The sequence below is a fragment of the Leisingera sp. SA215 genome (assembly GCF_055902035.1).
Genome location: NZ_JBVVXU010000007.1, coordinates 1 through 21,136 on the forward strand (window position 1 = coordinate 1; position 21,136 = coordinate 21,136).

Below are 21,136 nucleotides of genomic sequence, written 5' to 3' on the forward strand. Positions count from 1 at the left end.
CCGGTGACGGCCTAAGGCCTGCCAGCCATCATCTTTCCAAAAAATACTCCCGCCGGAGGCGGTCCGGCGGGAGCATATCAGTCAGGCGGTCAGCGGTCAGCGCTGGGTCAGGCGGTCAGGCCTTCGGGTTCCTTGAGGCCGTTGGCGCGGCAGGCCGCAGTGACGGTGTTGGCAAGCAGGCAGGCGATGGTCATCGGGCCGACGCCGCCCGGCACCGGGGTGATGGCGCCCGCGCGCTCGGCCGCAGTGGCAAAATCAACGTCGCCGACCAGCTTGGTCTTGCCGTCGCGCTCGATGCGGTTGATGCCGACGTCGATCACGGTCGCGCCCTCCTTGATCCAGTCGCCCGGCACCATTTCCGGACGGCCGACCGCCGCCACCACGATGTCGGCGCGGCGCACCGCATCGGGCAGATCCTTGGTGCGCGAATGCGCGATGGTCACCGTGCAGCTGTCGCCCAGGAGCAGCTGCGCCATCGGCTTGCCGACGATGTTGGAGCGGCCGATCACAACCGCATCCATGCCCGACAGCGACCCATGGTGGTCGCGCAGCATCATCAGGCAGCCCAGCGGCGTGCAGGGCACCATCGATTTCTGGCCGGTGCCCAGCAGGCCGACGTTGGAGATGTGGAAACCGTCGACGTCCTTCTCCGGCGCAATCGAATTGATCACCAGATCCTCGTTCATATGCTTCGGCAGCGGCAGCTGCACCAGGATGCCGTGGATCGAGGGATCGTTGTTCAGCTGGTCGACCACCGCCAGCAGATCCGCCTCGGAAGTCTCCGCATCCAGCTTGTGCTCGACCGAGTTCATGCCGACCTCGACGGTCTGCTTGCCCTTGGAGCGCACATAGACCTGGGAGGCCGGGTCTTCGCCGACCAGAACCACCGCCAGGCCGGGGGTGATGCCGTGTTCCTCTTTCAGCCGCGCCACATGCTCAGCCACCTGGCCGCGCACCTTGGCCGCAAAGGCCTTGCCGTCAATCAATGTTGCTGCCATTTGATCTCTTCCTCTTTGCCGCAGGCACGGATCGCCCTTGAAGCCTGCCTGTCCATCTCAGTCGCTCGCGATGCCCGCGCCGCAGGCCCCCGCTCAGCCTCACTCTTCCCGGATCACCCGCGCCTCGCGGGCAATCGACCACTCCACCAGCTGCCGCCACAGGTGCCCGGCCAGACCGGGGTCCAGCCCCTGTTCCGCGGCCGCGGCACGGGCATTCAGCACCACTTCCTCGACCCGTTCCGGGATCCGCGCCGGCCAGCCGTTTGCCTGCTTCAGCGCAATCGCCCGGTCAATGTATCCGGCCCGCTCGGCCAGCAGCGCGATCAGCTCCCGGTCGAGGTGGTCGATCTGCAGCCGGAGGCTTGCCATATCGCTGCAGGCATCTGGCGGGGTGCGTGTGGTGCTCATGTCTCAAAACTCTCACGGCCCGGGATGGGTCCCGGGCCGTGAATGTCGCATATCGCCGTTTAGAACAAGCCTTCGATCTGGCCGTCGTCATTCAGGCGGATGGTTTCCGACGCCGGTTTGCGCGGCAGGCCGGGCATCGTCATGATCTCGCCGCAGACCGCAACGATGAAGCCGGCACCGGCCGAGAGGCGCACTTCGCGCACCGGCACCGAATGGCCCACCGGCGCACCGCGCAGCGACGGGTCGGTCGAGAAGGAGTACTGGGTCTTCGCCATGCAGACCGGCAGATTGCCGTAGCCCGCCTCTTCCCATTCCTTCAGCTGGTTGCGGATCTTGTTGTCCGCCAGCACCTCGTCGGCGCGGTAGATCCGCTTGGCGATGGTGTCGATCTTGTCGAACAGGGACATCTCGTCCGGGTAGATCGGCGAGAAGTTGGCCTGGCCCGCATCGACGATTTCCACAACCTTCTGCGCCAGCGGCGCCGAGCCTTCCGACCCCAGTTCCCAGTGGCGCGACAGCACCGCCTCGACGCCATGGGTGGCGGCATAGGCTTTGACAGCCTCCACTTCGGCATCGGTGTCGGTCACAAAGTGGTTGATCGCAACCACAACAGGAACCCCGAAGGATTTGATGTTCTCGATGTGGCGGCCGAGGTTGGCACAGCCCGCGTTGACCGCGTCGACATTCTCGGCGCCCAGATCCGCCTTGGCAACGCCGCCGTTCATCTTCATCGCCCGCACGGTGGCCACCAGCACCACTGCCGACGGCGCGATGCCTGCCTTGCGGCATTTGATGTTCATGAACTTTTCAGCCCCCAGATCGGCGCCGAAACCGGCCTCGGTCACCACGTAGTCGGCGACTTTCAGGGCGGTCTTGGTGGCGATCACCGAGTTGCAGCCGTGGGCGATATTGGCAAACGGGCCGCCATGCACAAACGCCGGGTTGTTTTCCAGGGTCTGCACCAGGTTCGGCTGCATCGCGTCTTTCAGCAGCACGGTCATCGCGCCTTCGGCCTTGATGTCGCGGCAGTAGACCGGGGTCTTGTCGCGGCGGTAGGCCACGATGATGTCGCCGAGCCGCTTTTCCAGGTCTTTCAGGTCGTTGGCGAGGCACAGGATCGCCATCACTTCCGAGGCCACGGTGATGTCAAAACCGGCTTCGCGCGGGAAGCCGTTGGAGACGCCGCCCAGAGAGGCGGTGATCACCCGCAGGGCGCGGTCGTTCATGTCGACAACCCGGCGCCAGGCGACGCGGCGGGTGTCGATCTCGCACTCGTTGCCCCAGTAGATGTGGTTGTCGATCATTGCCGACAGCAGCGAATGGGCCGAGGTGATGGCATGGAAATCGCCGGTGAAGTGGAGGTTCATCTCCTCCATCGGCACCACCTGGGCGTAGCCGCCGCCTGCGGCGCCGCCCTTCATGCCGAAGTTCGGGCCGAGCGAGGCTTCGCGGATGCAGATCATCGCGTTCTTGCCGATCCGGTTCAGACCGTCGCCCAGGCCCACGGTGGTGGTGGTCTTGCCTTCGCCCGCCGGCGTCGGGTTGATCGCGGTCACCAGGATCAGCTTGCCGTCTTCGCGGTCCTGCACCGAGTTGATGAAGGACTGCGACACCTTTGCCTTGTCGTGGCCGTAGGGCAGCAGATCGCTGTCCGAAATCCCGATCTTCGCACCAATCTCCTGGATCGGTTTCTTCTGCGCTTCACGCGCAATCTCGATGTCACTCTTGTAGCTCATGGCTATCTCCCTTTTGCCGTCTTTTCTGGCTGAACCCCCGCGGCGGGTGCCTTAGCGAGGCTCTATATATTCCTATTACTCAAATTATTTTCCTGCACGTCAACACATTCCTGACCAAATCCGCCTGAAAAACAGGGCATTCTCTCCATTTCCGGCGCCAATCGGAAACAAGCGGAATTTCACCCCGGGTGAAGACGGCGCATATGCGGCAAGTGCTGCCGCAAACAAAAAGGGCCCGGGCAATGCCCGGGCCATGCAAGGTCCGGCCCGAAGGCCAGACAGGGGGAATCACTGCCGGGTCAGATATCCAGCGTGTTGTCCTTCTCCCAGCGGGAGAAGTGGTTGACGAAGGAGTTCCACTCCTGCTGCTTCATCTTCAGGTAAGCGGCAGAGAATTCCTCGCCCATCATTGCTTTCAGGCCGTCGTCCTTGTCGTAGAAGCGCAGCGCATCCAGCATGTTGAGCGGCAGCTTCGGCGCGTCGGTGATGGTGTGGCCTTCGGCATACATGTCGATGTCATGACGCGGGCCGGGGTCGGCCTTGGAGCGGACGCCGGAAAGCCCGGCTGCAATGATCACCGCCTGCAGCAGATAGGGGTTCACGGCGCCATCGGGCAGGCGCAATTCAAACCGGCCGGGGCCGGGCACGCGCACCATGTGGGTGCGGTTGTTGCCGGTCCAGGTGACGGTGTTCGGCGCCCAGGTCGCGCCCGACATGGTGCGCGGCGCGTTGATGCGCTTGTAGGAGTTCACCGTCGGGTTGGTGATCGCCGCCAGCGCCGAGGCATGTTTCATGATGCCGCCCAGGAAGTAGCCGCCCTGTTCGGAGAGTCCCAGTTCAGCGATATCGCCTGTGCCTTTTTCGGCCGCGAAGACATTGTTGCGTGAATCCGCGCCGGGAGCGTCCCAGACCGAGATATGCGCATGGCAGCCGTTGCCGGTCAGGCCCTCTACCGGTTTCGGCATGAAGGTCGCGCGGAAACCGTGCTTCTCCGCCACCGATTTTGCCATGAACTTGAAGAAGCTGTGTTTGTCAGCGGTGGCCAGGGCATCATCGAAGTCCCAGTTCATTTCCCACTGGCCGTTGGCGTCCTCATGGTCGTTCTGATACGCGCCCCAGCCCAGCTCCAGCATGTAGTCGCTGATTTCGCGGATCACGTCCAAACGGCGCATCATGGCCTGCTGATCATAGCAGGGCTTTTCGGCGCTGTCGAAGGGGTCCGAGATTTCCTCGCCATCGGGGGTCAGCAGGAAAAACTCGGCTTCGATCCCGGTTTTCACATGCAGGCCTTCGTCCGCGGCCTCCTTGATCAGACGGCGCAGCACGTTGCGCGGCGCCTGGGCGACATCTTCGCCCTCCATCACGCAATTGCCTGGGACCCAGGCAATTTCCTTGTTCCAAGGCAGCTGAATCACGGCGTTTGGATCCGGCACCGCCAGCATGTCGGGATGCGCCGGGGTCAGATCAAGCCAGGTTGCAAAACCGGCAAACCCCGCACCATCCTCCTGCATACCTGCGATCGCCCGCGCCGGCACCAGTTTGGCGCGCTGGCCACCGAACAAGTCGGTGAAGGAGATCATGAAATATTTGACGCCTTTTTCTTTTGCGAAAGCAGCCAGATCTGTCGTCATGGTCCCACTCCCTTTCCCTGTTGAGTGTGTTGTGGAAAAGGCGCGGCCATTGCCCGGCCGCGCCTGCCAATCATTAAAACCCTGCTTTGCCAGGATACCAGTCGGTACCGGCCAGCGGCACACGCGCCATGGCGGCGGCCTCCATTGTCAGGGCGCACAGATCCTCAGGTTCGAGGTTGTGCAGATGGTTATGGCCGCAAGCGCGAGCAATGGTCTGCGCCTCCAGCGTCATTACCTTAAGATAGTTGCGCAGGCGGCGGCCGGCTTCAACGGGATCGACGCGCTTCATCAGCTCGGGATCCTGAGTGGTGATGCCAGCCGGATCCTGGCCTTCGTGCCAGTCGTCATAGGCGCCGGTGGTGGTGCCCAGCTTCTGGTACTCGCTTTCCCATTTCGGGTCATTGTCGCCCAGCGCGATCAGCGCTGCGGTGCCGATGGCCACCGCGTCGGCGCCCAGCGCCATCGCCTTGGCCACATCTGCGCCGGTGCGGATGCCGCCGGAAACCACCAGCTGCACTTCGCGGTGCACGCCCAGGTCCTGCAGCGCCTGCACGGCAGGGCGGATACAGGCCAGCGTCGGCAAGCCGACATGTTCAATGAACACATCCTGGGTCGCAGCGGTGCCGCCCTGCATGCCGTCGAGGACCACAACGTCAGCCCCGGCCTTCACCGCCAGCGCGGTGTCGTAATAGGGGCGGGTGCCGCCAACCTTGATATAGATCGGAACCTGCCAATCCGTGATTTCGCGAAGCTCGAGGATCTTGATTTCCAGATCATCCGGGCCGGTCCAGTCGGGATGGCGGCAGGCCGAACGCTGGTCGATTCCCTTGGGCAGGCAGCGCATGTGCGCAACCCGGTCCGAGATCTTCTGCCCCAGCAGCATGCCGCCGCCGCCGGGCTTGGCGCCCTGGCCCACAACAACCTCAATCGCATCAGCCTTGCGCAGATCATCCGGGTTCATCCCGTAGCGCGAGGGCAGATACTGATAGACCAGCTTGCTGGAATGCCCGCGCTCTTCCGGGGTCATGCCGCCGTCACCGGTGGTGGTGGACGTGCCTGCAGCGGATGCGCCGCGGCCCAGGGCCTCCTTGGCAGGACCGGACAGCGCGCCAAAGCTCATGCCGGCGATGGTGACCGGGATGTCCAGCTCGATCGGCTTTTTGGCAAAACGGGTGCCCAGGGTCACCTTGGTTTCGCATTTCTCGCGATAGCCTTCCAGCGGGTAGCGAGAGACCGATGCGCCGAGGAACAGCAGATCATCAAAATGCGGAACCTTGCGCTTGGCGCCGCCGCCGCGGATGTCATAGATCCCGGTGGCTGCAGCACGGCGGATTTCCGCGTTGATCGGGTTGGAGAAAGTCGCCGACTGGATCGGGACCGTACGGGGGATTTTAGTGTTATCCATGTTTGTGATCCCTGTCCTTAGTACGCTTGCGCGTTGTCGACGTCGAAGTTGTAAAGCTTACGGGCCGAACCGTAGCGCTTGAACTCTTCCGGCTTGGCGTCTGCACCGGAACGCGCCAGCAAATCCTTGAGGATCTCGATATGCTCGGGGCGCATTTCCTTTTCGATGCAATCGGCACCCAGGCTTTTGACCGAACCGCGCACAAAGAACCGCGCTTCATAGCAGCTGTCGCCCAGCGCATCTCCGGCGTCGCCGAGCACCACAAGATTGCCAGCCTGCCCCATGAAGGCGCACATATGGCCGATGTTGCCGTGCACGACGATGTCGATGCCCTTCATCGAGATGCCGCAGCGCGACGACGCGTTGCCCTTGATCACCAGCAGCCCGCCCTGGCCGGTTGCACCGGCGTACTGGCTGGCATCGCCGTCTACAATCACGGTGCCGGACATCATGTTTTCCGCCACCCCGGGGCCAACCGAGCCTTCGACCTTGACGGTCGCCTGCTGGTTCATGCCGGCGCAATAGTAGCCGGTCGAGCCCTTGACCGTGACCTCAACCGGCGAGTTCAGGCCCACGGCAATCGCATGGCTGCCCTTGGGGTTGACGATTTCCCAGGCAGTCTTGTTCGAGCTGCCATTCAGTTCCTGCAGGGCCGAGTTCAGACCGCGCAGGCCATTTGCTTCAAGATCATATGTCTGCATCTTAGTGGTTCCAGAAGTAAACGGTTGCGGGTTCGGGCTCCCAGACTTTGGCGTCTTCGATGCCCGGCAGATTCACCAGCGCGCGGTATTCGCTGCCGAACGCCACATACTGGTCGGTTTCCGCCATCACGGCCGGCTTGCAGGCGATCGGGTCGCGGACCACGCCAAAGCCGTCCTTGGTGCCAACGACAAAGTTGAAGAAACCGTCGAGATCCTCCAGCGTGCCTTCCAGGGCTTCGCCCAGGGTGGCGCCGTTCTGCATCTTCCAGGTCAGATAGGCGGCACCGACTTCGGTGTCGTTCTGGCTTTCGATGCGGACGCCTTCGCGCTTCAGGCGGCGGCGCAGCGCGTTGTGGTTGGACAGCGAACCGTTGTGCACAAGGCACTGGTCCAGTCCGGTCGAGAACGGGTGAGCGCCCTCGGTGGTGACGGCGGATTCAGTGGCCATACGGGTGTGGCCGATGCCGTGGCTGCCGCTCATGCCGCGCACGTTGAATCGCTCGGCGACCTTCTCGGGCAGACCCACTTCCTTGTAGATCTCGATCGCTTCGCCAGCGCTCATGATGCGCATGCCGGGGCGCAGTTCGGCCAGCACGCTGCGGGCCTCTTCTTCCTTGCCCGCAGGCAGGTCCAGCACCGCGTGGGTATCGATCACCCGGATCGATACATCGCCGCTCAACGCCTCGGCCAGCACGCCGTCCAAGCCGTCAAACGCCTCATCCGGCGAATCCGACTGAACCGTGACCTTGGTCCGCCCTGCGGTATCGGCACCATAGATGGCAATACCGGCGCTGTCCGGACCGCGGTCCGTCATGGTGATGAGCATATCGGTGAGCATATCGCCCAGCTTAGGCTCAAGTGATTTGTCTTTTAGAAAAAGACCGACAATCCCGCACATGGGTGTGCCTCCTACTTTTCATCTCGAATCAACGCTAGCACCTTGCGAGCGACCGTTCAACTCTTATGAAACTTTTTTTCCTCTGACGGAAGTGAAAGACGCGCCTTACTGGCGCGCCCTTCGATGTATTCAGGTCAGTATTTTTCGAGCAAAGCGTGGATTTTATCCTGATCACCCATATGCCTGGCCTTCTCCAGGTGTTTACTTTCCCGGGCAAACTGGATCCGGTGCCAGCCAATCCAGAAGATCACCCCCAAGATCACCATGAAAACTTCGTATCCTTGGAAGGGGTAGACTGGCCCAACCTCCGCCAGGTCCACTGCCCAGCTGTCATAACCAATGGTAGACATTTCGTTCTCCTTATTCTGCAGGGACTCTGGAACTGCCGGTCAAGGCAGCCTTGTCGGCTTCGATGATGGCTGCCTTGGCATCCTCGTAGGCATGGTGCTCTGCGTAATCGAGGCCCTGAAGCTCGACTTCGAGCGGGATCCGCAGCACACCTGCAGCGGCCTGGATCTTGGAGATCACAAAGCCTGGCAGCCAGCCCAGCACCCCGAACATGATCACCGCGCCGATGGTCTGGCCGACCGGATTGACCGTTGCATAGCCATCGTACGGCGAACTCGGCGCCCCCCACAGCAGGAAGCCCGCGAGGATAAGGCCGACAATGCCGGAATAACCGTGCACGGCAACCGCGCCCACTGCGTCATCTAGCTTGAAGGTACGCTCCATCCAGTAGTGCAGCTTGTACACGATCACCACTCCGACGGCGCCAACCAGCATCGCCTGGACCGGATGATAGAGGTCGTTGCCGGCAGATGCGGTGATGATTCCAGCCAGACCGCCGGAGAAGGTCCAGAATGCATCGCCCCTGGATACCAGATAGGCCGCCATCAGCCCGCCCGACATCGACATCAGGAAGTTGAAGGTGATTGCAGACAGCGAGGTCGGCGCCAGATAGATATTGGTGGCCGTCCAGGTTTCACCGGTCAGCAGTCCGCCGATGCCGTCGGGCGAGATCACCGGAATGTTGCAAGCAGCATAGAAGCCCCAGAACCCTGTGTAGATCAGGAAGATACCGATGGTCAGCATCCAGGGATTATGCGGCGGGATATCGCGCGGGGTGCCATCGGCGGCAAACTTGCCGATCCGCGGGCCCAGCACCATGATCACACCCAGCGCGTAACCGCCGGCCACCGCGTGAATCACCCCGGATGCATAGGCATCGTGGTAGCCGAGATACTTCACCATCCAGCCTTCGGCGTGCCAGCCCCAGGCTGCGTCGATGATCCAGAACACCGAACCGATCATCACCGCATGCACCCACAAAGCCGAAGAGCGGATCCGTTCGATCACAGCGCCCGACACGATCGAGGCGGCAGTCCAGGAAAACAGCAGGAATGCAGCCCAAAACACACCGGTGATCCGGTCGGAAAGGTTGGTGGCCATGTTCTGCGACCACGGCAGGTTCGCGGAACCGGCTTCGTGATTCAGCCCGCCGAAAAACGGAAAGCTCGGGAATGACCAGTAGATCCACCAGCCGAAGAAGAAGAATGTCACCGTGACCAGCGGAATGATCATGATGTTCTTCATTAATGTGTGCATGTGGTTGCGGTGGCGGCTGGCGCCGACCTCGTACATGCAGAACCCCACGTGTATGAGGAACATGAAGACAACGGTCACCCAGTAGTAGAACTCGGTGAACACCGTTGTTAACGCGTTCAGATTTCCATCCAATGTTTTGCCCTCCTGTTGGCAGTTCTCCCGGGCTTTCTTGCCTCTTGGGAATATTATTTTCATATATTATTGAGTCTCAGGAGGCGGAGCTGTCAATAATCGTGTGAAAGTTTATTTACCCTCAGAAAAGCCAGCGCAGCCATCAAACCACTGAACTGCGCAGCTGCAGAACCTCTTAAACGTACGCTCCCAAGGGCTTACGGCATTCTGCCCGTTTCCCCCTCATGGCAGCTGCCCGCGCTTGGTTTTTTTGGGGATACGCGGCATAATTGTGGATTTGCGACGCAATCAACCGAATCTCCGGCATTGGAAGGTGCCGATTCCCCCCGAAACAGGTCCTTCCGCGGCCGGTGCAGCCTCAAATATCCTGCCTAAAAGACCATTTCCGGCCATTCTATGCCGCAAACCCATTCGGAATCGGCCTTTTCGGCAAAATCTTTTTCCTGCTAGGAATAATCGTTGACACAGCGCCTACTCTCTTGGCTAACTGGACCAGACCAATGGAACCAAATCGCGAAATTTGGTCCACCACTATCTTGGGAGACATAGATCATGGCCATTATCTGGCGGACTTCAGCACTGGCGCAGCGGCACAAGGAAATCGGCGGCGAGCTGGAAGATTGGAACGGCATGGGAACCGCGTGGTTCTATGACCACAGCCCCGAACGCGCCAAGGCCGACTATGAGGCGGTCCGCACCAAGGCCGGCCTTATGGACGTGTCCGGTTTGAAAAAAGTCCATGTTGTCGGCGAACACGCCGCGCAAGTTATCGACCGGGTCACCACCCGCAACGTCGAAAAGATCATGCCGGGCCGCTCGACCTACGCCTCGATCCTGAATGACCAGGGCAAGTTTGTCGACGACTGCATCATCTACCGCCTGTCGGTGAACAGCTGGCTGATTGTGCACGGCACCGGAACCGGCATGGAACAGCTGAACGCGGTTGCCGCAGGCAAGAATTGCTCGGTGATCTTCGACGACAATCTGCACGACATGTCGCTGCAGGGCCCTGTCGCCGTTGATTTTCTGGCCGAATATGTCCCTGGCATCCGCGATCTGGCCTATTTCGGCATCATCCAGACCAAACTGTTCGGCTGCCCGGTGATGATCTCCCGCACCGGTTATACCGGCGAACGCGGGTATGAGATTTTCTGCCAATCCAAAGATGCGGTTCACCTGTGGGACAGCATTCTGGAAGAGGGCAAAGGCCTGGGCATTGTGCCGGTCCAATTCTCGACGCTGGATCTGCTGCGCACCGAAAGCTATCTGCTGTTCTATCCGGGCGACAACTCCGAAACCTATCCGTTCGACAATGAGACCTGCGGCGACACTCTGTGGGAGCTGGGTCTGGAGTTCACCGTGTCCCCCGGCAAGACCGGCTTCATCGGCGCCGAAAACCACTATGCCGCTGAAGGCAAGGAACGCTTCAAGATTTACGGCGTCATGCTGGAGGGCACCACCCCGGCGGACGAAGGCGCCGATCTTCTGCAAAACGGCGAGAAAGTCGGCGTGGTGACTTATGGTATGTACTCCGAAGTCAACAACCACAACGTGGGCATCGCCCGGATGCCGGTGGCCTGCGCCAAGCCGGGCACCAAGCTGACGGTCCGCAATGGCGATGGCACCGAGATTGCAGCCACCGCCGAAGAGATGCCCTTCTACGACAAGGACAAATCGATCCGCACCGCAAAGGGCTGATCCGGATCCCGGGCGTCCCCATCCCGGGGGCGCCCGCTTTCGTTCACCCGGACTGCAGGAAAAGCGACCCACATGCCTAAGACCGAATTCCCCCCCTCCATCAACAGCCGCCCCGTCTACGGCGAGCTCGAAGCCCGCCCGGGCAGCGGCCACCTGATGATCGCCGACGCCGAAGGCGCCGAAGCAATCCTTGATCTGGCCAAAACCGCGGATAAGGATTTCTGGGCCAAGGCCCATATCATCTATATCCCCAAGAAAACCGGCACCAAATACAGCAGCCAGCTGGAACAGCTGGGTGCGGGCCAGTTTTACGCAGGCCCCTCCTATGAGGCCGCGCAAAGCCGCATCCGCCGCGCCCTGAACAACTGCCACATGGGCACCCAGGTCTACCTGACCGGCACCGAGAGCCTGATGGGCCAGGCGATGTATGAGGCGACCACAGCGGGTATTCCGCACACTGCGATCCAGACCGAACACCGCGGCTCGACCGCGCGGCGCATGCAGTGCGTCCACTGCAAAGGCATCACCGAGGACGTCACCACCGATCCCTTCGAATGCAGCCACTGCGGCCTGAGCCTGTTTGTGCGCGACCACTATTCGCGCCGCATCGCCGCCTTCCAGGGCGTGCGGGTGGATGCCGAAGATCCGGGCAATATCCCCGAGAAAGTGGAGCTGTTTAAATGAGTGCTGGCACCGCAAAACTGAATGTCACCGTGGCCGAGGTCAAACCGATCAATGAACTGGTCACCCGTTTCAAATTCGTCCGCACCGGCGGCGGCGCCCTGCCCACCTTCTCGGGCGGAGCACACACCGTGGTCGAAATGCAGGATGGCGGCATCACCCGGCTCAACGCCTATTCCTTGATGTCCAATCCGGCCGACCGCGGCGCCTACACGATCTCGGTCCGCCGTGATGATGAAGGCCGGGGCGGCTCCAAATTCATGCATTCCCAGGTAAAAGAGGGCATGGAGATGGTGATCTCCAACCCGGTGAACCTGTTCTCACTTGATCTGCGCGCCAAGAAGCACCTGATGCTGGCCGGCGGCATCGGCATCACCCCGTTCATGGCCCAGATGCATCAGCTGGCAATGATGGGCGGCCAGTTTGAGCTGCACTATTCGGTGCGCAACGCTTCGCTCGGCACCTATTCCGGCGACTTGTCGGCGAACTACCCGGGCAAGGTGCATATCTATCATGACGACCAGGGAGAGGCGATCGACCTCAAGACCCTGCTCGCCACCCAACCGCTGGGCACGCATGTCTATGTCTGCGGCCCCAAGGGCATGATCAACTGGGTGCATGGCACCGCGTCGGAAATGGGCTGGCCGCGCGAGGCCGTGCATTCCGAGGAATTCCTGGCGCCCGCCTCCGGCAAACCGTTTGAGGTAAAGCTGGCGGTCTCCGGCAAGGTGATCCAGGTCGGCGAGCATCAGTCGCTGCTGGAAGCCATCGAGGCCGCGGGCGTCGACGCCCCCTACCTCTGCCGCGGCGGCGCCTGCGGCCAGTGCGAAACCAATGTCATCGGCTACGACGGAAAGTTCCTGCACCACGATCACTGGCTGACAGACGAGCAGAAGGCCGGCGGCAAGCATATCATGCCCTGCGTGTCGCGTTTTGAGGGCAAGACCCTGGTTCTGGATCGCTGAGGAAAAGAAAATGACCATTCAATTCAACGACGAAACCTTTCGCGGCGACTTCACCTTCCGCAACTCGGAGTGGGCGATCAAGCGCTTCCCCTTCCCGTTCCATGAAGACAGCTACATGTATTCGGTGAACATGGAGCCGCACACCTCCTACCGGCCCGGCTCGGTGTTCGAGCGCACCTTCGACGTGGACGAGCACTATGTCGCGGAAATGAAGGACCGCGCCCAGGTGCTGGCGGATGATCCGCTGCGCTGCCAGTCGCTGCCGCATATGACGCTGGCAGGCTGGGACCTGGTCGAGCTGATCATGGAAGCCAAGGCGCGCGAATACCCCGACCTGTTCGAACTGCACAAGAACGGCAACCGCTGGCGCTGGGTCAACAAGCCGCTGGGCATCGACGACACCTTCACCTTCCTCGATGAAAGCACCCTGCCCTACGGGCCGATGGAATACATCACCCGCCAGACGCAGGGCGACTTTGCCCTGCTGGACCAGCGCGACGACAACCTGTGGATGGATGCCGGCATGGTCACCACCCAGGCCGACTGGAGCCTGGATTTCGACATCGGCATGAACTTCTTTGAATGGCATGCGCCGGTGCCGAAGGCGCATGAGATGGGCATCTTCGTGCGTGCCCTGAAATTCCTTCTGAACATCCAGCAGGGCCAGCCCGCGCGGCGCCTGAACTGGACCATGACAGTGAACCCGCTGCTCGACACCAGCCCCGAGAACTACCACAAGTGGGGCGAGATGAAGCAGGAACTCACCATGGAGAACCTGGGCGACAAGCAGCACCTGCGGGTCGAGCTGCAGACCTTCTTCCGGCTGCCGCGCTCCAACGCGCTGGTGTTTCCGATCCGCTGCTACCTGATCAGCTTCAACGATCTGGTGACGGTGCCGAAATGGGGCCGCCGCCTGCACCGGGTGATCCGCGACCTGCCCGAGGAGCTGGCGACCTACAAGGGCTTCATCGACAACCGGCCGATGATGGTCGAATGGCTCTCGCAACATGACGACGGCAGCCCGACTTCGGATGGCATCTGGGCCGACGACGACTGATCCCGAGCGGATTTGGCGGGCCGTCCCCCCCCCTGTCATTCAGGCCCGCCTCTCTGACTGCCGCTGCCTCTGGCGCGGCAGTTTTTTTGTGTGCCGGGACGCTCCCGCGCGTCAGACGGCAGGCGGCGCCTGCCCCTCGCAGCGTTGGACCGGGCAGCGTGCTTGGCGCGCCGCAGGCCTCAGCCGGGAGGCTCGCAGCAGGGTGCCACCGCGCCGCGCAGTGCGCGGCGCCGGACCCAACTGTGCAGGGGCATTTTCAGATGGTCCGAAACAGGCGGGAGCGCTTCGGCCGCGGCTCAGCTCGACTGCGGATAGGAAATGATCGACAGGTACCGCGCCGGCAGCTTGATCAGCTGTTCCGGCCCATGCGGCGCGTCGGCGTCGAAAAACAGCGTATCGCCCGGCTTCAACGTGAAAACCTTGTCGCCATGCCGGTAATCCACCTCGCCCTCCAGCATATAGAGCATCTCGACGCCATCATGCTGGAAGGTCGGAAAGACATCCGACTCCTCGGTCAGGGAAATCATGTAAGGTTCCACCAAAACACCCGAGGCATTGGCGCCAAGATGCCCCAGCAACTGATACTGATGACCCGCCCGCGTACCGGCACGCTCGGTCTCGACGCCTTCGCCCGTCTTGGTATGCACCGCCTCACGGGTTTCCTCGAAACGGCGGAAGAACGAAGTGATCGGAACACTCAGCGCGTTGGCCAGCAATTGCAGCGTGGTCAGCGACGGGGATGTATTGCCGTTCTCGATCTTCGACAGCATCCCGATCGACAGCCCGGTCAGCGTGGCAAGATCCGCCACGGTGATTCCCTGCTGGCGCCGGAACGACCGGACTTCACGGCCAATCGCCACTTCCAGAACTTTTTCCGCGCCGTCGCGGACCCGGTGCGGATCTTGAGAAAGGTAGTTTGCCACTGCGTCGCTATCGTCTTTGGGTTTAGCCACTGTGTTATCTTCCTTCTGGACAGCCTCTGACAAGCGCGCAGCGGGCGGTACGCAAAAATTTTCCGGACACAAGAAACCACGCGAAAATTATTTTACTGCCATTACCACTTTTTCCCAACCCCTTACCGCCACAGGAAAGAAATTTGTTGCTGAGCCGCCCAATTCTGCAGGCACGCTGCCACCACAACCCGGACCATCCGGCCTGGATTTGCGCATAAAAGCATTCGGACCTGGATAAAGTCCGTCACCCAGCGGCAGAAAACAGGTCCCCGGAACCTTGCGCGTGCCGTCAAACAGCACTGGATTTTCGACGCGCCAGCGGCTGGCATGCCGCTGGCCGGCCGGCGCAGATCATCCGCCGCGAAGGGCAGCCCGCGCCAACATATCCGCCAAGCGGAACAGCCTCATAGCCTTGCGCAGGCGGTTCTCCCGGTCCCAGCCGATGATCGCGGCAAAAATGTTTGAACGGAATGCACCGGTGATTTCTCGATCCGCCACTGGCTCCACAGGCAGACCGCCACGATGACCCCCTCGCAAGAGTAGCAGGATATGCGTTTGCCGCCGCCGGCTGAAGGAACATCCTCCGGGTCAGCCCCGATTTCACGATCATGGAAATCTTTCTCTTCTCCCTTGGCGGACCCGCCTGTTTTTAAGCGGCGGTGTTTTACGCGGGGTGCGGCCGCAGTCCTTGGCGTTCCCTGATCTCTGCGCAATAGAACTGAACCAGCTGGGATAAATTGGCCCTATCTTGGATCAAGGCCAATAGCGAACTGGTTCACCGCAAAGATATATTCTTTCAAATAACGAACCAAAAAAGCACCAATCCAGAACCATTCGCACGGAAGTATGGCAATGATCTCTCTTAAAATTGAGCAAAAACAGGATTTTGCGGAAAGTGTCAGCAGGACACCTGCCCAACCAATTTAAGAACCAATTTTCATCAACTTTCTTGCCGCCGTGCCGAAGAACCGTTAGCCTCAAGACCAATCCCAGCTGTGTCAGACAGTTGCATTAAGGCCGTCAAAGCGGGTAACTGCACTTTTGTCACAGCGATCAGGCGCAGGGGATTCCCCCGCCCATCCGGCCCGGAAAATACAGACTATGAGCTCAGCGGAAGACACCACCTCGCAAATTCTGACCACCCATTCGGTTGGTGCCACGGTGCAAGTCGTGATCGACACGCTGTTCGCCCGCATCAAGGCGGGCACCTATGCGGTCGACACCCGGCTGCCGTCAGAACGCACGCTGGCCTCGGAACTGGGCGTTGCCCGCAACACCGTGCGTGAAGCCCTGGATGTTCTCACCGGTCAGGACGTGATCCACCGCCGCCCCGGGTCCGGCAGTTTTGTCAAATTCCGCTCTGATCCCAAACCCGAAACATCCTATTCTGCACTTGCCAGGGAAGTTTCGCCGCTGGACCATTTGGTGGTGCGCGGCATTCTGGAACCGGAACTGGTGCGCCTTGCGGTGATCAACATGACCCCGCGCCAGATCGAGGAGCTGGACCAGACCCTGTCCCGCGTCGAAGCCGTGCGCACCGATCCGGGGGAATTCATCGAGGCGGAGGAAGATCTCTACCGCAAAATTGCCGAGGGCACCGGCAACCCGCTGCTGCACTCCTGCTATGAGCTGACAATCGAGGCCTGCCGCCTGTCCTACCGCACCGCGCTGCGCCGCCGCCATCTGACGCCGCAACGGATCCAGGAATATCAGAAACGCTACAACACGCTGTTCAACGCGATCGCCTCACGCGATGTGGAATCCGCGGTGGAATTCATCAAGCTGCATCTGATCGACGAACAGAAACTGCTGCTGCAGGAGGTCTGAGCCGGGCCGGGCCCTGCCCGATCAGACCTTCACCGCACGCGAGCTGACTTCACTGCCCGGCGCACCGCTTTCCAGCCGCTGGTGCCACAGCTGCCCCAAGGCCGCCATTTCGGATTTCAGCAAATCGGAATGCTGCACCAGCCAGCCGGGAATCGACTTGAAACTGGCAATCCGCGCCTTGCCTTCCTGTATGGTCACGACTGGCCAATCCCCAACCAAGGCATTGGAAATGCCGAATATCTCCTCTCCCCACCATTCCGCATGGCCGAAGGCGTGGGTGACATGGCCCAACTGTTTCATCGCCGCCAGCACAGATGGAGGCTCGACCGATCCCGCCTTCTCCACCGCGCTGTGCCAGATGTCGAGGATCGCCACATACTCCCAGCTGACCGCCGACCAGCTGCCTGGGAAACGGCGGTTGTATTCTTCGTAAAACACATGCGGCCGGTTAAAGAAAAACGCCTTTTCCCGCAGCAGCGGATCGTCAAAATCCGGGAACTGGAAAACCACGCCCTCCATGAATTCTGGCGACGTCCGCTCCACCAGCTGATCATAGCCATCCATGGTGCAGCTGATGATCTGCCCCTTGAACCCTTTGGCATAGGCATATTCCGTCATCGCATGCACCATCGGCGCATATGACGAGCACCAGCACAGGATATCGGCACCGCTCTCCAGCATCGGGTCCACCACCGGCCCCGGATCGCTGGAGCCCGGATCATACTGCACCTCGCGCAGAATCGTTTTCTCTGCGGCCTTGAACGCCGCCCGGTAAACTGCTTGCGACGGCATCCCCAGCAGATCCGCCTGGCTGCACAAGGCCACGGTTTTCAAATCCGGTTTGTTCTCCGCCAGCCAGGCCACGCCGGTCACATTCTGGATCGGGTGCGCTTCGCTGGGGGCGATCAGATAGGGCGTATCGGGCGACAAATCGGATGGCAGCAGTGTCGAGGTCAACACCTTGTTGCGCATCAGGAAATCGCGCACCGGCGCAAAGGTATCGCCGCCCAGCATCAGCATCAGCTTCACCTTGCGCTGCTGCACCAGCTCCATTGCCCCCTCCAGCGCGCGTTCCGGGTCATATCCGCAATCGTAGGCATGGATGCGGATCGGGTAGCGGCGGCCGCCGATCAGCACCCCGCCGGCCTTGTTCAGCCCGTCCTCCCAGATCCGGCAGCCATTCAGCCCGGGCAGCCCCCAGCTCTCCACCCGGCCCGACAGCGGCCCAAGAAAGCCGATATTCACCGTTTCTGTCATTTCCACCGACAGCCGCGGCAGCGCTGCGCGGGCCGTCAGCTGATGCACAAAACTCGTTGTCTTCATGGCTCGAATCCTAACAATATTTCTCTGTCCCGCCAGTCCATTGAGTAAAAATCTTATTCCTTCCGTGAAAATATGTTGACTTGACGGTGCAGCTTTGGACTAATTGGACCAGACCAAAGGAACCAAACCATAATATTGGTCCATACCAATGGGAGAGACACATGACCAAGAAACGCATTGCCATCATCGGCGCCGGCCCCTCCGGCCTGGCTCAGATGCGCGCATTCCAATCCGCCGCCAACAAGGGCGAAGAGATCCCGGAAATCGTCTGCTTTGAAAAGCAGGACAACTGGGGCGGGCTGTGGAACTACACTTGGCGCACCGGCCTGGATGAAAACGGCGAACCGGTGCATTGCTCGATGTACCGCTACCTGTGGTCCAACGGCCCCAAGGAAGGCCTGGAGTTTGCCGATTATTCGTTCGAAGAGCATTTTGGCAAGCAGATCGCATCCTACCCGCCGCGCGCCGTGCTGTTTGATTATATCCAAGGCCGGGTGGAAAAAGCCGATGTGCGCAAGTGGATCCGCTTCAACTCGCCGATCCGCTGGGTCGAATACAACGAGGACAAGGGCAATTTCACCGTCACCGTGCACGACCACGCCAAGGACAGCACCTACAAGGAAGACTTCGACCACGTGATCTGCGCCTCGGGCCACTTCTCGACTCCGAACGTGCCGTTCTACCCGGGTTTCGACTCCTTCAACGGCCGCGTTCTGCACGCCCATGACTTCCGCGACGCGCGCGAATTCAAGGGCAAGGACATCCTGATCCTCGGCGCCTCCTACTCGGCCGAAGACATCGGCTCGCAGTGCTGGAAATACGGCGCCAAATCGATCACCACCTCCTACCGGTCTGCTCCGATGGGCTTCAAATGGCCGGACAACTGGGACGAGGTTCCGGCGCTGGAAACGGTCAAGGGCAACACCGCATTCTTCGCGGACGGCACCCAGAAAGAAGTCGACGCGATTATTCTCTGCACCGGCTACAAGCATTTCTTCAGCTTCCTGCCCGACGACCTGCGCCTGAAGACCGCCAACCGCCTTGCCGCGGCTGACCTGTATAAAGGTGTGGTTTTTGCCCATAACCCCAAGATGTTCTATCTGGGCATGCAGGATCAGTGGTTCACCTTCAACATGTTCGACGCCCAGGCCTGGTGGGTCCGTGATGCGATCATGGGCAAGATCGAAATCCCCTCGGACAAGGCAACCCTGCTGGCCGACGTGAAGGAGCGCGAGAAGCGCGAAGAAGCCTCGGACGACGTCAAATACGCGATCAAATACCAGGGCGACTACGTGCTGGAACTGATCGAAGAGACCGATTACCCGACCTTCGACGTGGCCGGCGCCTGCCAGGCCTTCTATGAATGGAAGGGGCACAAGGCCGAAGACATCATGGCCTTCCGCAACCATTCCTACAAATCGGTCATCACCGGCACCATGGCACCTCTCCACCACACCCCGTGGAAGGATGCCCTGGACGATTCGCTGGAAGTATATCTGCAAAACTAAGCAGATCCGCCTGCGCCGTTTTCCTTCCTGGGCGGCGCAGGCACCTTTCGCCGCTGTGCGAATCCCTGTTCGCAAGCTAATATCCACCTTATGCAGCGCGATAAAACCATGACACTCGGCTTTCTGATTTTCCCCGGCTTTCCAATGGCCTGCCTGACCTCGGCTATCGAGCCGCTGCGGGCGGCAAACGAAATTGCCGGCACTGAAACCTTTCATTGGAAACTGGTCTCGGAAACCGGCGCCGGCGTGAACGCCTCTGCCAATGTGGCGTTTCAGCCCGACTGCGCCCTGGACCAGGCCGAGGACATCGACACGCTGTTTCTGCTGTCCAGCCCGCAAGGCAAGTTCGAGGACCCCAAGGGGTCCAACGGCAAGCTGCGCCACCTGGCCCGCCACGGCACCACAATGGGCGCGGTGTCAGGCGGGGTGTTCCCGCTGGCCCGTTCCGGCCTGCTCGACGGGCACAGCTGCTCCGTCCACTGGTGCTACAAGGCCGCCTTCAGCGCTGAATTCCCATCGCTCGCAACGGTCGACGATGTAATTGTTCTGGACCGCCGCCGCTTTACCGCCAGCGGTGCTGCGGCTATGTTCGACTTGTCGCTGAAGCTGATTGAACAGGCCCTCGGCGACGCGGTGATGACCGAAGTCGCCTGCTGGTTCCAGCACCCGATGGTCCGGGCCGAGGGCGTGCGTCAGAAAATCCCCGCCTTCAAGACCGACAGCACCGCCGACAGCCTGCCGCCGCCGGTCGCCAAGGCGGTGGAGCTGTTTGCCGACAATCTGGAGCATCCGGTGTCGATCCGCGACGCCGCCAGCGAAATCGGCGTCTCCCCGCGGCAGCTGGAGCGCAGCTTCAAATCCGCCACCGGGCAAAGCCCTGCAATCTATTACCGTACCCTGCGGATGAACGCGGCCCGGCAGCTGGTGATGTACTCCCGGGATTCCATCACCTCGATCGCCAATGCGGTGGGATACGCCACTTCCTCCACCCTGTCGCAGCACTACCGCGACAGCTTTGGCGTCACCCCGCAGGAGGAACGCCGGAAGGTGAACCTGTTCCGGGTCCAGGACAACCGCCCCATTCCCTCAGCCTGACGCACCCCGGGCAGCAGCGGCGGGTTTTCCCGGCCTGACACAAAAACGCGCCCGGTTCCGCTCCCTGCTGGTGCGACCGGTATTGTGAAAAACAGGCGATTCTGCCCAATTGCCGCATATTAATCCGCCGCGCGGAAAGACGGATGGACGTAATCCTGGATTATGCCCCCGCATTGCGAAGGTCAGTATGCCGCTGCTTTTGCGCGACAACAGGATCTTCGGATTTCTTGCCCCCAAGCGCCACGCTGCCCGTCTGCGCGGTACACTTGCGGCGGACTGCGGGAGCTGCGTGGCGGCGGAAACCAATCCAGCAATCGCTTCCGGCCTGGAGAAACACCCAGTCACCGCCATCCTGCGGGCGGACGCACAGGCACTGCCGCCGGACCTTGTCTCTTTTGTTCTCTGTTGCCCGGCTGTCTGAGGCCGTCACAGGCAGGCGCCAGGATGATTCCGATGCCCGCAGCGGGGCAGCTGAGGCTTTCGGCGGGTCCGGCCTGATAGAACTGCGGTTTGCG

18 protein-coding genes are annotated in these 21,136 nt (G+C 61.0%); 7 read left to right on the plus strand and 11 right to left on the minus strand.

Annotated features, from left to right (window positions below; all coding sequences use genetic code 11):
* Positions 1-107: 107 nt before the first annotated feature.
* The 9 genes from folD to AC0KW6_RS09305 all read right to left on the minus strand — a co-directional run bounded on the left by folD (position 108) and on the right by AC0KW6_RS09305 (position 9,514).
* Positions 108-998: a bifunctional methylenetetrahydrofolate dehydrogenase/methenyltetrahydrofolate cyclohydrolase FolD gene (gene folD / locus AC0KW6_RS09265; protein WP_474034754.1), complete on the minus strand. Its 891-nt coding sequence runs from the start codon at positions 996-998 to the stop codon at positions 108-110.
* Positions 999-1,097: 99 nt separating this feature from the next.
* Positions 1,098-1,406: a chorismate mutase gene (locus AC0KW6_RS09270; RefSeq protein ID WP_474034755.1), complete on the minus strand. Its 309-nt coding sequence runs from the start codon at positions 1,404-1,406 to the stop codon at positions 1,098-1,100.
* A gap of 59 nt (positions 1,407-1,465) precedes the next feature.
* Positions 1,466-3,142 (minus strand): formate--tetrahydrofolate ligase, encoded by a 1,677-nt coding sequence (locus AC0KW6_RS09275; RefSeq protein WP_474034756.1) that lies wholly within the window; start codon positions 3,140-3,142, stop codon positions 1,466-1,468.
* 299 nt (positions 3,143-3,441) lie between these two features.
* Complete coding sequence (gene glnT / locus AC0KW6_RS09280; protein WP_474034757.1) at positions 3,442-4,773, minus strand: type III glutamate--ammonia ligase; 1,332 nt, start codon at positions 4,771-4,773, stop codon at positions 3,442-3,444.
* Between the two features lie 73 nt (positions 4,774-4,846).
* The gene (locus AC0KW6_RS09285; protein ID WP_323778236.1) at positions 4,847-6,178 is read right to left on the minus strand and encodes an FMN-binding glutamate synthase family protein; all 1,332 of its coding nucleotides are present in this window, start codon (positions 6,176-6,178) and stop codon (positions 4,847-4,849) included.
* A gap of 17 nt (positions 6,179-6,195) precedes the next feature.
* The gene (locus AC0KW6_RS09290; protein ID WP_474034758.1) at positions 6,196-6,879 is read right to left on the minus strand and encodes a protein GlxC; all 684 of its coding nucleotides are present in this window, start codon (positions 6,877-6,879) and stop codon (positions 6,196-6,198) included.
* A 1-nt stretch (position 6,880) separates the two neighbouring features.
* Positions 6,881-7,777, minus strand: coding sequence for a class II glutamine amidotransferase (locus AC0KW6_RS09295; protein WP_323778240.1), 897 nt, complete (start codon positions 7,775-7,777; stop codon positions 6,881-6,883).
* A gap of 134 nt (positions 7,778-7,911) precedes the next feature.
* Positions 7,912-8,127 (minus strand): hypothetical protein, encoded by a 216-nt coding sequence (locus tag AC0KW6_RS09300; RefSeq protein WP_323778242.1) that lies wholly within the window; start codon positions 8,125-8,127, stop codon positions 7,912-7,914.
* Between the two features lie 10 nt (positions 8,128-8,137).
* On the minus strand, positions 8,138-9,514 hold the full coding sequence (locus AC0KW6_RS09305; RefSeq protein WP_474034759.1) for an ammonium transporter: 1,377 nt from the start codon (positions 9,512-9,514) through the stop codon (positions 8,138-8,140).
* A 552-nt stretch (positions 9,515-10,066) separates the two neighbouring features.
* Here AC0KW6_RS09305 and AC0KW6_RS09310 point away from each other — a divergent pair.
* The 4 genes from AC0KW6_RS09310 (at position 10,067) to AC0KW6_RS09325 (ending at position 13,915) form a co-directional block, all read left to right on the plus strand.
* Entirely contained in the window at positions 10,067-11,212 is a 1,146-nt protein-coding gene (locus tag AC0KW6_RS09310) for an aminomethyl transferase family protein (RefSeq protein WP_323778245.1), read from the plus strand.
* 72 nt (positions 11,213-11,284) lie between these two features.
* A complete protein-coding gene (locus AC0KW6_RS09315; RefSeq protein ID WP_323778247.1) occupies positions 11,285-11,896 on the plus strand; it encodes a dimethylamine monooxygenase subunit DmmA family protein in 612 nt (203 codons plus the stop codon).
* Entirely contained in the window at positions 11,893-12,858 is a 966-nt protein-coding gene (locus AC0KW6_RS09320) for a PDR/VanB family oxidoreductase (RefSeq protein WP_323778248.1), read from the plus strand. Before AC0KW6_RS09315 ends, AC0KW6_RS09320 begins: the two co-directional genes overlap by 4 nt.
* Before the next feature lie 10 nt (positions 12,859-12,868).
* Positions 12,869-13,915 (plus strand): heme-dependent oxidative N-demethylase family protein, encoded by a 1,047-nt coding sequence (locus AC0KW6_RS09325; RefSeq protein WP_474034760.1) that lies wholly within the window; start codon positions 12,869-12,871, stop codon positions 13,913-13,915.
* 296 nt (positions 13,916-14,211) lie between these two features.
* Here AC0KW6_RS09325 and AC0KW6_RS09330 read toward each other — a convergent pair whose 3' ends face one another.
* On the minus strand, positions 14,212-14,868 hold the full coding sequence (locus tag AC0KW6_RS09330) for a helix-turn-helix domain-containing protein (protein WP_323778252.1): 657 nt from the start codon (positions 14,866-14,868) through the stop codon (positions 14,212-14,214).
* 1,101 nt (positions 14,869-15,969) lie between these two features.
* Here AC0KW6_RS09330 and AC0KW6_RS09335 point away from each other — a divergent pair.
* The gene (locus AC0KW6_RS09335; RefSeq protein WP_323778256.1) at positions 15,970-16,695 is read left to right on the plus strand and encodes a FadR/GntR family transcriptional regulator; all 726 of its coding nucleotides are present in this window, start codon (positions 15,970-15,972) and stop codon (positions 16,693-16,695) included.
* A 21-nt stretch (positions 16,696-16,716) separates the two neighbouring features.
* On the opposite strand, the gene AC0KW6_RS09340 is transcribed toward AC0KW6_RS09335, so the two are convergent.
* Positions 16,717-18,018, minus strand: coding sequence for an ABC transporter substrate-binding protein (locus AC0KW6_RS09340; RefSeq protein ID WP_323778258.1), 1,302 nt, complete (start codon positions 18,016-18,018; stop codon positions 16,717-16,719).
* Positions 18,019-18,179: 161 nt separating this feature from the next.
* On the opposite strand from AC0KW6_RS09340, the gene AC0KW6_RS09345 reads away from it, so the two are divergent.
* Both AC0KW6_RS09345 and AC0KW6_RS09350 read left to right on the plus strand, forming a co-directional pair.
* The gene (locus AC0KW6_RS09345) at positions 18,180-19,526 is read left to right on the plus strand and encodes an NAD(P)-binding domain-containing protein (RefSeq protein WP_474034761.1); all 1,347 of its coding nucleotides are present in this window, start codon (positions 18,180-18,182) and stop codon (positions 19,524-19,526) included.
* Between the two features lie 90 nt (positions 19,527-19,616).
* Entirely contained in the window at positions 19,617-20,621 is a 1,005-nt protein-coding gene (locus AC0KW6_RS09350; RefSeq protein ID WP_024091837.1) for a GlxA family transcriptional regulator, read from the plus strand.
* Positions 20,622-21,136: the final 515 nt, after the last annotated feature.